At 73.9% G+C, this 12,840-nt stretch carries 6 protein-coding genes; 4 read left to right on the top strand and 2 right to left on the bottom strand.

Annotated elements, in window-relative coordinates:
- Window positions 1-61 precede the first annotated feature (61 nt).
- The 4 genes from ACH4FX_RS20465 (at window position 62) to ACH4FX_RS20450 (ending at window position 3,622) form a co-directional block, all read left to right on the top strand.
- Window positions 62-262, top strand: a complete 201-nt coding sequence (locus ACH4FX_RS20465) for a DUF1918 domain-containing protein (RefSeq protein ID WP_398480855.1) — start codon at window positions 62-64, stop codon at window positions 260-262.
- 253 nt (window positions 263-515) lie between these two features.
- Window positions 516-746 carry a cold-shock protein gene (locus ACH4FX_RS20460; protein WP_398480853.1) on the top strand — a complete coding sequence of 77 codons (231 nt, stop codon included), beginning with the start codon at window positions 516-518 and terminating at the stop codon, window positions 744-746.
- 291 nt (window positions 747-1,037) lie between these two features.
- Window positions 1,038-3,017: a PAS domain S-box protein gene (locus ACH4FX_RS20455; protein WP_398480851.1), complete on the top strand. Its 1,980-nt coding sequence runs from the start codon at window positions 1,038-1,040 to the stop codon at window positions 3,015-3,017.
- A 221-nt stretch (window positions 3,018-3,238) separates the two neighbouring features.
- A complete protein-coding gene (locus ACH4FX_RS20450) occupies window positions 3,239-3,622 on the top strand; it encodes a winged helix-turn-helix transcriptional regulator (RefSeq protein ID WP_398480849.1) in 384 nt (127 codons plus the stop codon).
- Between the two features lie 57 nt (window positions 3,623-3,679).
- Here ACH4FX_RS20450 and ACH4FX_RS20445 read toward each other — a convergent pair whose 3' ends face one another.
- Both ACH4FX_RS20445 and ACH4FX_RS20440 read right to left on the bottom strand, forming a co-directional pair.
- Window positions 3,680-4,216, bottom strand: a complete 537-nt coding sequence (locus ACH4FX_RS20445) for an EF-hand domain-containing protein (RefSeq protein WP_398480847.1) — start codon at window positions 4,214-4,216, stop codon at window positions 3,680-3,682.
- A 590-nt stretch (window positions 4,217-4,806) separates the two neighbouring features.
- Window positions 4,807-12,717 carry an amino acid adenylation domain-containing protein gene (locus ACH4FX_RS20440; RefSeq protein WP_398480845.1) on the bottom strand — a complete coding sequence of 2,637 codons (7,911 nt, stop codon included), beginning with the start codon at window positions 12,715-12,717 and terminating at the stop codon, window positions 4,807-4,809.
- Window positions 12,718-12,840 lie beyond the last annotated feature (123 nt).

Genomic DNA, 12,840 nt, shown 5'->3' with positions numbered 1-12,840 from the left:
AAGAGTGAGGTTTTCTTCAGTGTTGCTCTATTTTGCCCAGGATTCGCGAAGAGGAAGACGTATGCACGCCAGCAAGGGAGACCGCCTGGTGGTCCACGGCCGGGTCGTCGGGAAAGAGGACCATGTGGTGGAGATCGTCGAGGTACTGGGGCCGGACGGCAGTCCCCCGTACCGGGTCCGGGCGGAGAACGGGCACGAGACGATCATGACGCCGGGCCCGGACAGCGTGGTCGACCACCGCCGGGAGACCGGCCCCTCCTGAACGGCCACCGGAACGGGCCTGCCGGAACCGATTCGCCGGAACGGGACTGCCGGGCCCGGTCTGCCGGAACAGGACTGTCTGAACCGGCCGAGCACCGGCACAGGCTCCGGAGCGCAGACGTCGTACGCCTGCGTGAAGGGCGCGCCGGGCGCCGGGTGCGAGCTACGTGCGCCCGTCAGTGCGCTCCCTTAACACCGGGTGAGAGGGCACCCGAGGGGAGTACCGCCCACTCCGCTCGACAGAGGTGATTGCTGTGCCCCATGGCATCGTCAAGTGGTTCGATCACGAACGTGGTGCCGGTCTGGTCGCCCAGAACGGCGGGGGCCCGGACGTGCTGGCCTACCGCTCGGCGATCCAGGGCGACGAAGCGGCCCGGACGCTGCTGACCGGGGAGTGCGTCTCCTTCAACCTCGTCGAGGACTTCGAAGGCATCCGCGCGGAGAACATCTACCGGCTCCCGTCCCGGGACCGCTCCCCGGCCTGACGGCGGTCCGTCCGCGACGGTGGCGCCGAACAGCCCTGGCCTGACTTCGCCCCACCTGCCCCTACGGAACCACGCGAGAACGGGCGCGAAAGTGGAAGAGGCTGATCCAGTCGCGTCCAAAATTGAACAAACCCGATGACTCCGCACCGCGCGTGCTCCAATTATCCGCACCTTCGCAGGCATGGGCCTGCGGGGACGGCGGCGACGTATTCGGGTCGGCTGCGGTGCCGTAACGGGACGGCGTCACTTCCGGTGTCCGGGCCCGGATGCGTCATGCGAGGTGAGGCACCGATGACGTCAGTGGAGACCCTGCGGAACGCCGCGGGCGAGCAGAAGTTGTTCCGGGGGCTGATGGAGTGTTCGCAGGACGCGATTCTGATCAAGACGTTGGACGGGCAGGTCACGTTCTGGAACGCGGCGGCGCAGCGGTTGTACGGGTATCGGGCGCAGGAGGTGGTGGGGCGGCACATCGGGTTGCTGATCCCGCCCGCGCTGAAGGAGGAGGAGGCCGGTCTGCTGGAGCGGATCGGCCGGGGCGAGCTGATCGAGCACTACGAGACGCGGCGGGTCACGCGCGACGGCCGGGTGCTGGACGTCGATGTGACGCTGTGGCCGATCCGTACGCAGGACGGCGTCGGCGCGGCCTGTTCCGTCATGCGGGACATCACCGAGCGCAAGCGGGCCGAGGCACGCACCGACGAACTGGCCGTGGTGGTGGAGTCCTCCCAGGACGCGATTCTGATCAAGACGTTGGACGGGCAGGTCACGTTCTGGAACGCGGCGGCGCAGCGGTTGTACGGGTATCGGGCGCAGGAGGTGGTGGGGCGGCACATCGGGTTGCTGATCCCGCCCGCCCTGCGGGAGGAGGAGGCCGATCTGCTGAGGCGGATCGGCCGGGGCGAGCGCATCGGACATTATGAGACGCGGCGGGTCACCTGCGACGGCCGGGTGCTGGACGTCGATGTGACGCTGTGGCCGATCCGCAACCGCAGAGGCGTCATCAGCGGTGCCTGCTCCACGATGCGGGACATCACCGAACGCAAGAAGGCCGAGCGCAAACTCGCCGAACTGTACGCGCAGCAGCGGCACATCGCGCTCGCCCTGCGCCTGATGGGCGCCTCCGAGCAGATCCCCGGCGCCCGCGCGGCCACCCGCTACCTGCCCTCCACCCAGGGGCAGGGGGTGGGCGGCGACTGGCTCGACCTGATCGACCTGGGCGCCGGGCGGGTCGGCGTGATCATCGGGGACGTCATGGGGCGCGGCCTGGACGCGGCCGTGGTCATGGGCCAGCTGCGCTCCGCCGCCCGCGCGCTGGCGCTCGCCGGGACGCCGCCGTGCGAGCTGATCCAGACGCTGGACACCTTCACACGCGGGTTGCCCGAACAATTCGTCACCTGCACCTACCTGGAAGCGGACCCGGCACTGGGCGAGGTGACCGCCTGCTCGGCCGGACACCTGCCGGTCTGGCTCATCGCCCCGGACGCGACGGTCGGCGAACTGCCGGTGCCGACCGGCATCCCGCTCGGTGTGGGCGGCGTACCGCACCAACAGGTACGACTGCCCCTGCGTGCCGGCACGACCCTGGCCCTCTGCACCGACGGCCTGGTGGAAACGCCGCACAGCGACATCGACACGCAGCTGGACCTGCTCACCGCCACCCTCCGGGACGTCTTCGCCACGTCCCCGGATCTGGAGGACGCCGCCGACCGCGTCCTGCACACGATGCTCCCGGACTCCGCCACGTACGCCGACGACGTCACCCTCCTGCTGGTCGGCTTCCCCACCGCTCCGCTGGACACCGCGGCGGTGGAACTGGCCGGCGAGCCGTCCTCGGTCCCGGAAGGGCGGCACTTCCTGCTGCGCATCCTCAAGTCATGGGGACTCGCTGCCCTCGCCGACACCGCGCTGCTGTTGGCGTCGGAGCTGGTGACCAACGCGGTCCGGCACGCGCGCGGACCGCTGACGCTGCGCGTCTGGTACAGCGTCCGCGAACTGGGCGTGGAGGTCTCGGACGGCAGCACGCCCCGGCCCCGGGCCCGCCTGGCGGACAACGCGGAGGAGAACGGCCGCGGCCTGATGCTGGTCGAGGCCCTCGCCGACGCCTGGGGCACCCGCCCCGGCACCGTAGGGAAAACCGTTTGGTTCACCCTCCTGACAGCCGCGGCCCGGACCGTCGGAGCCTCGCACCGCGACGACACCGGCCCCGGCCATCCGCCCGGGTCCGGGGACCGGCCAAGACGGCCGAACGTTAACCCGCCCTCAGTGCTCTGAAGAATCCGGGCGTCGGGCAGCTTCGTCTGTGGATCAGCCCGCCGGACCGGATCGCCTGTGCGCACCGAATCCGGCCTTGTCCGGCAGGCCGTGGTGGCAGCCGTCGATGGCGTCCGTGCGCGCGCCCTTCTGGCTGGTGTGCTCTCTTGCGGTTACTCGCAAGCCGTAGGAGAGTGACCGCCGACCTGGAAGAACGCACGTTTCGGTGACAGGGGACCCTGATGATGACCAAGCAGCTGCGCACGGGCCTCGTCGAGGACACAGACCTCCGGCGCGCGGACTCCCTGGCGCGGGAGATCTTCTCGGACATCGCCAACAAGTGGGCGTTGCTGATCATCGAGGCGCTCGGTGAACGCACACTGCGCTTCAGCGAGCTGCGGAACGAGGTCGAGGGCATCAGCCACAAGATGCTCACCCAGAACCTGCGCATGCTGGAACGCAACGGCCTGGTCGACCGGAAGGTGCACCCCACCGTGCCGCCACGGGTCGAATACACCCTCACCGAACCGGCCCGGGCCCTGCGCGCCACGGTCGACGCCATGTGCGGCTGGACCCACCGCTACCTCGACCACATCGACGACGCACGCCGCCGCTTCGACACCTGACCGGAGAGCCGTCGGCGCGGTGGATGCCGAGGTCGGCGTCTTGGGTGGGGGCGGGGCTCAGGGGCGGGTTTCGAGCATCGGTCGTCCGACGCCGTATGCCGCGGCCATGGGGGAGTTGTCGGCGGTGACGAACTGCTTGATGCCCGTCAGGTAGGCGTCGCGGTCGATCAGTCCGTCGCCGTCGGTGTCCAGGGCGTCGAACGCCGTGGCGGCGTCGGCTCCGGCGTTTCCCGCCGCGGTGCGCATGCGGACGAATTCGTCGCGGTTCAGGCGCCCGTCGGCGTCGGCGTCGGCGATGTCGAACAGGGAGCCCAGCGCCGGCCGGCAGGAGCGTTCGAACGTGTCATGTCCCACCCAGGTGCGGTACTCCTCGAAGGTCACGCGGCCGTCGTGGTCGGCGTCCATGTCCGCGAAGACCGCCTCATGGGCGGCCCGCGCGGTGGTGACGACCGGGTGATGGGCGTCGCGTGCCATGGCCGACGCCACGCGGTCCACTCGTGAGAGGTATTCCGCATGGGTGATGGCGCCATCACCGTCCACGTCCAGCATGGCGAAGATGCGGTGCTGCGGTGAGTCGGTCAGGGGATGGGACACGGCGCTTCCTCCCGGCTGCTTCATGGTTGCTCAGCCGTCAAGATACCCACGAAAAGCATAGAAAACGCACATTTTGCTAGTGCCGGGCCGCAAGAATGCTCACGGAGGATCGGAGCAACGCGGCCGTGGGCCGGTCGGGCGGAGGGGCTGCCGGTCCGCGCGGCGCGATCCGCATCCTGTGCCGGGTTCCGGCCCAACGTGCGAGATGGGCGTTGTGGTGCCGCCCGAAGGGCGTGGCCAAGCCTGCGTGTCCGGGCGTCTGATGCGACTGCGGCCCCAACCACCGGATGGCCCTCCGGCAGCCGGGGCCTGGATCAACCCCGCACCACTTCTCAGATACGAGGCAGATCGTGCCCGTATCATCCCAGAGCCGCGGCGGTTGGGCCGTCGTGGTGGTGACCTTCGACCTCACGTCGGCGGTACAACCGCTGACCAGCCGCTTCCCGGCCCACGCCGAGGACGTGCAGCGGTATCTGCGCCGCCTGACCGATGAGCCCCTCGACGTACAGCGCGAACTGAGCCGCCAGGGCAGTGAGTCGATGCGAGCGGAACGCGCCCCATTGGTCCGGGCGGAGGGGGCGGGGCGCTGCTCACCGTGGCAGCCGCGTCCGCATCCGGGCGGCGAGCTCCTCGAACCGCTCGACCTCCTCCTGGTCCAGGTCGAGCAGGGGGAAGTCGCAGGGGGTGTGCCCGCCGGCGTCCGGGGTGGCGGTGTGGGCGGCCAGGCCGTCCAGCAGGTCCAGCCAGCGCCGGCCGAGGCGCGCTGCCTCCGGCTCGTCCAGCAGCCGTTCCGGCCAGGTCAGAGCGAGGGTCAGTACGGGCCCGTCCGCGGTGTCACGGACGAGTGCGCTCGCTTCCAGGACGTACGGTGCGGGCATGTCCGGTTCGGCCGCGGAGCCGATCACCGGCTCCCCGGTCATGTCCCAGGCCGCGGCCGGGCCCGTGCGGGCGTGGGAGGGGAAGCGGCCTATGTAGTTGAAGCCGAGGCGGGGTGCGGGCAGGCCCGCCAGGGCGGCGGCGGTCGCGGGGTTGAGGTGGCGCAGGAGCCCGTGGCCGAGCCCGTCCCCGGGGAACCGCCGGCTCTGTTCCTTGACGGTTTTCAGCAGGCGGCCGGCGGCCGGGCCGCCCGCCATCGCGTCGGCCAGGACGATGCCGGTCAGGTCCAGCCGCTGCGGGCGGACGCTGGTGAACCAGCCCACCGTACGGGAGAGGTCGGCGGTGCCGGCCGGCTCGCGGCCATGCCCTTCGATGTCCAGCAGGACGCTGCCCGGCTCCTCGGATGCGATGGCGCCCGCCAGCGCCGCGAGCAGCACGTCGTGTACGCCGCAGTAGTACACGGCGGGGGTGCGGGAGGTCAGGACGGCCGCCCGGCCGGCCGGCACCTGCCAGGTGCGGTGCCGCAGGGTCGCGGCGGTGTCGGTGGCCGGGTCCGGGGCGCGCCCGGCGGTCAGCGGGCCGGCCGGACGGGCGCCGCCCGCGCCGAGGACCGCCGTCCAGTGGTCCAGTTCCGCCGTCCGCCGCCGGCCCGTCGCCTGTGCGGCCAGTGTGGTCGCCCAGTGCCGGAACGACGTGCCGACCGGGTCGAGCCGTGGCTCCCGGCCCGCGAGCGCCGCCTCGCACGCGGCGCGCAGGTCCGGGAGCAGGATGCGCCAGGACACGCCGTCCACGGCCAGATGCTGGACGACCAGCGCCAGCCGGCCTGTCCGGGCGGGTCCGGCGTCCAGCCACACGGCCTGCACCATGACGCCCGCGGCCGGGTCGAGCCGCCGTACGGCGTCCCGCGCCGCATGCTCCGCGGCCGCGTCGAGGTCGCCGGCGGCCGCCAGCCGGGTGATGAGGGGCGCGGCGTCCACCGAGCCCCGTTCGCCCGCCTCCAGGGCCTGCCGCGTGCCGTCCGGCACCACCCGGGCGCGCAGCATGGCGTGCGTGTCCAGGAGGGCGCGCAGCCCGGTCACCAGGGCGTCCCGGGTGAGTCCGGCGGGCGTGGCGACGACCGCCCACTGTGCGAATCCACCGCCGGTGACCCGGTCGCCCAGCCTGCGCATGACCGGGGCCCAGGGCACCCGGCCGGCCCCGGTGTCCGCGGACGGGTGCGGGCCGGTGCCGCCGTCGGCGGTACGGGCCAGCCGGGCGAGCCGTTCGGGGGTCTTCGCCTCGAACACCTGCGGCGAGGTCAGCAGCAGTCCGGCGCGGCGGGCCCGTGCCACCAGTTGCAGTGAGACGATCGAATCGCCGCCGAGCGCGAAGAAGTCGTCCTCGGCGCCGACCCGTTCCAGGCCCAGTATCTCGGCGAACAGCTCGCAGAGGATGCTTTCGGCCGCGGTGCGCGGCGCCCGTCCCGCGGCCCGCGGGGTGAAGTCGGGCGCGGGCAGGGCCGCGCGGTCCAGCTTCCCGTTCGGTGTCAGCGGCAGCGCCTCCAGCACCACCACCGCCGCGGGGACCATGTGGTCCGGCAGGGTCGAGGCGACGTGGGCGCGCACGGCCCGGCCGTCCACCGCCTGCCCGCGAGGCACCGCATAGCCGGTCAGCCGCCGCTCCCCGGGGCGGTCCTCCCGGACCACGGCCGCCGCCTCGCCGACGGCCGGGTGGGCGGCCAGGGCGGCTTCGACCTCGCCGAGTTCGACGCGGTAGCCGCGGATCTTGACCTGGGTGTCGGCCCGCCCGGCGAAGACCAGTTGTCCGTCACCGGTCCAGCGCACCACGTCGCCGGTGCGGTACATCCGCTCACCGGGCGCGTACGGGCACGCCACGAATCGCTGCGCAGTCAGCGCCGGCCGCTCCCGGTAGCCGCGCGCCAGGCTCTCCCCGGCCACGTACAGCTCGCCGGCCACGCCGGGCGGCACCGGCTGGAGGAACGCGTCGAGGACGTACAGCCGGGTGTTGGCGACGGGGCGGCCGACGGTGGGCGGCTCGTCGCCGGTCAGCGGGGCGGTGGAGGTCTGCACGACGGTGGCTTCGGTGACGCCGTACTCCTCGTGGAGCCGCCGCCCCGGCGCCCACCGCCGGCGCAACTCCCCGGTCAGCGGCTCGCCGCCGGTCACCAGCACCCGCAGCCGCGGCAGGCCGTCCGGCGGCACCTGGGTCAGGAAGGACGGGGTGGCGCAGAGCTGGGTGATGCGCCGGCTGCGCAGCAGGCGGGCCAGATCCTCGCCCAGGGGCGGCGGTCCGGGCGGGGCGAGTACGAGCGTGCCGCCCGCGCACAGCACCGGCCAGGTGTCGGCGACCGCCATGTCGAAGCCCGCCGCGGCCAGTTGGAGGACGCGGCTGTGCGGGCCCATGGCGAACCGGGCCATGCGGTCGGCGACCATGTTGCGCAGACCGCGGTGGGTGACGGTGACGCCTTTCGGTGTGCCGGTGGTGCCCGAGGTGTAGATCACGTAGGCGGCGTGCTCCGCCCGCAGCGGCGTACGGCGCTCCGCGTCCGTGACGAAGCCGCCCGCCAGGCGGGCCAGGGCCCCGGTCACCGCGGAATCGTCCAGGTCGACCGCCCGGCCGCAGCCGTCCGGGACCGCCTGCCGGGTGTCGGCGGCGCACAGCACCACGGCCGGGTCCGCGTCCCGGAGCAGGAAGGCCCGGCGCTCCGGCGGGTAGCCGGGGTCGACCGGTACGTACACTCCGCCCGCCGCGATCACGGCCAGCGCGGCGGTCAGGGACGCCTGCGACCGGTGCAGCAGTACCGCGACGCGGCGCTCCGGCCCCACGCCGAGCCCGATCAGGTGGCGGGCCAGCCGTCCCGTCCCGTCCGCCAGTTCCCAGTACGTGACGGTCCGGTGGCCGTCCTCGGCGGCCACCGCGTCCGGCGTCCGGGCCGCCTGGTGCCGGAGCCGGTCCGGCACCAGGCGGGCGGGCGGCGGCATGGCCGTACGGTTCCATTCCGTGACCACCTGCCGGTGTTCGGCGGTGCTCAGCACGCCGATCTGTCCCACGACGGGCTCCGGGCCGTCGGCGACCAGGTGCCCGAAGATCCGCACCAACCGGTCGGGCAGGGCGTCGACCAGTTCCCGGGGGAGCAGACCGCGCTGGTGGACGAGATGGACGCGGAACCGCTCGCCGGGGGTGACGTTCAGGCCCAGCGCGTAGTGGACGGTGTCGGTCATGTCCGCGAGGCGGATGGTGAGCGTGTCGGGGCCGGCCGGGGCGGCGGGCGGCCGGGGGAGGTTCTGGTAGACCACGATGCTGTCGAAGAGCGCGCCGGGCCCGCCGAGCTTCTGCACCTCGGACAGGCCGAGGTGCCGGTGGGACAGCAGCGCGGACTGGCGCTCCTGGAGGTCCTTGAGCATCGGCAGGACCGGCTGTGCGCCGTCCAGCGGCACCCGTACCGGCAGGGTGTTGATCAGGAGGCCCACCATCGTCTCGACGCCGGGGAGTTCGGGCGGGCGGTCGGCCATGGTGACGCCGAAGACCACGTCCGTACGCCCGGACAGCCGGGCCAGGACCAGTGCCCAGGCCCCCATGACGACCGTGTTGACCGTCAGGCCGTGGGTGCGGGCCAGTTCCTCCAGCCGCCGCGACAGCGCCTCGGGCACGTCCGCGTACACCTCGGCGGGGTCGGTGACGCCGTGGTGTGGTGCCGTCGGCGCCACCAGGGTCGGTTCCCCGGTGCCGCGGAACTCGGCGCGCCAGGCGTCCCGCGCGGCGTCCTTGTCCTGCCGGGCCAGCCATGCCAGATACTCCCGGTACGAGGTGACCCGGCCGAGCCGCGCGCCGTCGCCGCCCGCGTCGTACGCCGCGGACAGCTCCCCGACCAGCACCGGGAGCGACCAGCCGTCCATCAGGATGTGGTGGGTGCGGACGACGAGGCGGTGCCGGCGCTCGCTCATGCGGATGAGCAGCAGCCGCCATAGCGGCGCCGCCGCCAGGTCGAGGCGCCGTGGCCCCCCGCGCGCTGCCAGGCCGTCGGCCGCGGCTGCCGCTTCGGCCTCCGGCAGGTGGGACACGTCCGCTTCCTGCCAGGGCGAGGTGATCTCCTGGGCGATGGCCTGTACGGCGGTGCCGGACGCGCTCCGGTGGAAGCTCGCCCGCAGGGCGGCGTGCCGGTCCACCAGGACCCGCCAGGCGGCCCGCAGCCGGGCGGTGTCCAGCGGCCCGTCCAGTTCCAGCGTCCACCGGCTCTGGTAGACGTCCGGTCCGCGCTCGTCGTGGACGGCCTGGAACAGCAGCCCTTCCTGCAACGGCGCCAGCGGCCAGACGTCGGCGAGCCGCGGCACCGCTGCCTCCAGTTCCGTCACATCCTGCTGGGTGAGGGGGAGCAGTGGGAAGTCGGAGGGCGTGTGGCCGCCCGCGCCGGGAGCCTCGGTGTGCGCCGCCAGGCCGCCGAGCAGGTCCAGCCAGCGCCGGCCCAGCGCCCGTACGGCGGGCTCGTCGAGGAGCTGGTTCGCCCAGCTCAGCGCGAGGGTGAGCACCGGGCCGCCGGGAGTGTCCCGTACCGCGGCCTCGGCTTCCAGGGTGTGCTGGACGGGCATGCCGGGGTCGGCGGCTTCGCCGATCGTGGTGGGTCCGGCCGGCAGCCAGGGCTCGGCCCGGCCGGAGGGTGGTCCGCCGGCGCGGAACCTGCCCAGGTAGTTGAACGAGACCTGCGGGGCCGGGAACGCGGCCAGCCTCGCGGCCGTACCGGGGTTGAGGTGGCGCAGCAGGCCGTGGCCGAGTCCCTCGCCGGGCACCGCCCGCGCCTGTTCCTTGACCGTCTTGAGCAGCGCGCCGGCTGCCGGGCCGCCCGCCAGCGCCTCGTCCAGGTCCACGCCGGCGGTGGTCAGCCGGACCGGGTGCACGTCGGTGAACCAGCCGACCGTACGGGCCAGATCGAGCCCTTCGGCCACCGGCTCGCGGCCGTGTCCCTCCACGTCCACCAGCACGCCGGAGGCCGGGACGGCGTCCGGCCGCCAGTGGGTGAGGGCTCCGGCCAGGGTGGACAGCAGGACCTCGTGGACGCCGCAGTGGAAAGCCTTGGGGGTGCGGCCGGTCAGGATCGCCGCCTGCTCCGCGGGCACGGTCCAGTCGATGCGGCGCATGCCGGCCGCGGTGTCCCGCGAGGGGTCGGGCAAGCGCGCGCCCAACGGCGGGTCGTCGCCCAGCAGACCTTCCCAGTGCTCCAGTTCGGCGACCCGCCGCTCGTCACGGGCCTGCGCGGTCAGGAGCCTGGCCCACCGTGTGAAGGAAGTCCCGACCGGGTCGAGCACCGGTTCCCGCCCTGCGGCCACCGCCTCGCAGGCGGCCTGGAGATCCGGGACCAGAATGCGCCAGGAGACCCCGTCCACCACGAGGTGGTGGACGACCACCGCGAGGCGGCCGGTCCGCTCGGTGCCCGCGTCCAGCCAGACCACACGTACGAGCGCGCCGGAGGCCGGGTCGAGCCGCCGCAGCGTGTGACGCGCCGCCCGCTCGGCGGCCTCGTCCAAGTGGCGGCCGTCCTCGGCGGGCAGCCGCGCGACCAGCGGGGCCGCATCGACCGTGCCGCGTCCGGGCACGGTGAGAACCGGCTCGGGACCGTCCGGCACGGCGCGGGCGCGCAGCATGGCGTGGGTGTCCAGGACGGCGGCCAGCCCGGCGACCAGCACGTCCCGGGTCAGCCCGGCCGGCGCGCCGACGATCATCCACTGCGCGAACCCCGGCCGGGCCGCCCGCTTCCCCAGCGCCCGCATCACCGGGGTCCACGGCACGTCCCCGGTCCCGGCGTCCGCCGGGCCGCGCTGCGCCCTTGCCGGGACCGTCCCGGACGCCTCCGCCAGCCGCTCGGGCGTCCCGAGTTCGAAGACCTGGCCGGGGGTCAGCAGCAGCCCGGCCCGGCGGGCCCGCGTCACCAGCTGGAGCGAGCTGATCGAGTCGCCGCCCAGCTCGAAGAAGCCGTCCCCGACACCCACCCGGTCCAGCCCCAGCACCTTGGCGAACAGGCCACACAGCACCTCCTCGGCCGTCGTCCGGGGCCGCCGCCCGGGTCCGGAGGTGAGTTCGGGTGCCGGCAGGGCCGCGCGATCGACCTTGCCGTGCGGGGTCAGGGGCAGCCGGTCCAGGGGTACGAGCACGGTGGGTACCAGGTGTTCCGGCAGCGTCGCGGCCAGGTGCTCGCGCAGGACGGCGAGCTCGCCCGGCCCTCGCGCCCCCTCCCCGCCCGCGCCCCCGGCCTCCGGTACGACGTATCCGACCAGCCGCCGCTCGCCCGGCCGGTCCTCCCGGGCCACCACCACGGCCTGCCCGACCGAGGGATGTGCGGTCAGGGCCGCTTCGACCTCGCCCGGCTCCACCCGGTAGCCACGGATCTTGACCTGCTCGTCGGTCCGCCCGCGGAAGACCAGCTCACCGTCACCGGTCCGGCACACCAGGTCCCCGGTCCGGTACATCCGCTCACCGCGCGCGAACGGGCAGGCCACGAAGCGCTCCCCGGTGAGGCCCGCGCGTGCCAGGTATCCGCGCGCCAGCCCCGCCCCCGCGAGGTACAGCTCCCCGTCCGTTCCCGGCGCGACCGGACGGAGCGCCGCGTCCAGCACGTACAGGCGGCGGCCGGTCAGCGGCCGGCCGAGCGGCAGCACGTCCGGCACCGCTTCGCCCGGCCGCACCGGGTGCGAGGTCGCGCACAGCGTGGCCTCCGTCGGCCCGTACAGATGCTGCACGGTGACCTCGGGGCACGCCTGCCGCACCCGTACCACCGCGGCGGCCGGCACCACGTCCCCACCGCACATCACCTGCCGCAGGCCCCGGAAGCACTCCGGCGCCTCCTCCGCGAACACCCGGAACAGCCCCGCCGTGAGCTGGAGCGCCGTCACGCCCTCGGCCGCCGCCGCGGCGATCCGCTGCGCGTCCGGCGTCCCGGGGGCCGCCATCACCACCCGGCCGCCCACCGCCAGCGGCAGCCACAGGTCGAACAACGACGCGTCGAAGGCGTACGGCGCGTGCGCCAGCACCCCGTCCCCGGCCGTCAGCCCCCACCGGGGATCGCTCACCAGCGCCGCCACGCTGCCGTGCGGCACCACCACGCCCTTGGGCAGCCCGGTCGACCCGGAGGTGTACATCACGTACGCGGCGTCCTGCGCGCCCACCCGCACCACCGCACGGCCGGCGGCCGGGTAGCCGGCCACCGCCTCGGCCGTCCGCGGCGCGTCCAGCACGAGCGGCTCCCGGTCCGCCGGAACCGCGGACCGGGTCGCCGTCGCGCACACCACGGCCGCCGGAGCCGAGTCCGCCAGCAGGAACGCCACCCGCTCCGCCGGGTACCCGCCGTCCACCGGAACGTGCGCGGCGCCCGCCTTCCACACGCCCAGCAATGCCACGAGCAGTTCGGCCGACCGCTCCAGCACCACCGCCACCCGGTCGCCACGCCGTACGCCCCGGGCGGCCAGGTACGCGGCCAGCCGGCTCGACGCCGCCGCCAACTCCGCATAGCTCAACCGGCGTTCGCCGTCCGTCACCGCTACGGCGTCCGGTGTGCGGGCCGTCCGGCGGGCTATCAGCTCCATCACCGAAACAGCCGGTGCCGGGACGGGCTTCCCGGCCGGCGTCGTCCCGCTCATCGTCCCGCATCCCGGATTCGCCCCGGAATTACCGGCCGCTTTTCCGGACTGCCGCCGTCGGCGTAATCTGCGGCGCGCAGCTTCCCCACGCCATTTCGGGCCGGCTGCATTCCTTTCCGGCGA

The sequence above is a fragment of the Streptomyces sp. NPDC018019 genome (genome assembly GCF_044327805.1).
Taxonomy (GTDB): Bacteria; Actinomycetota; Actinomycetes; order Streptomycetales; family Streptomycetaceae; genus Streptomyces.
Note: the sequence above shows the minus strand (reverse complement) of the source record. Positions and strands in the feature narration are given on the sequence as shown.

Coding starts and splice junctions, on each gene's coding strand:
- ACH4FX_RS20465 (WP_398480855.1), top strand. CDS start 62: ATGCACGCCAGCAAGGGAGACCGCCTGGTGGTCCACGGCCGGGTCGTC.
- ACH4FX_RS20440 (WP_398480845.1), bottom strand. CDS start 12,717: ATGAGCGGGACGACGCCGGCCGGGAAGCCCGTCCCGGCACCGGCTGTT.
- ACH4FX_RS20450 (WP_398480849.1), top strand. CDS start 3,239: ATGATGACCAAGCAGCTGCGCACGGGCCTCGTCGAGGACACAGACCTC.
- ACH4FX_RS20455 (WP_398480851.1), top strand. CDS start 1,038: ATGACGTCAGTGGAGACCCTGCGGAACGCCGCGGGCGAGCAGAAGTTG.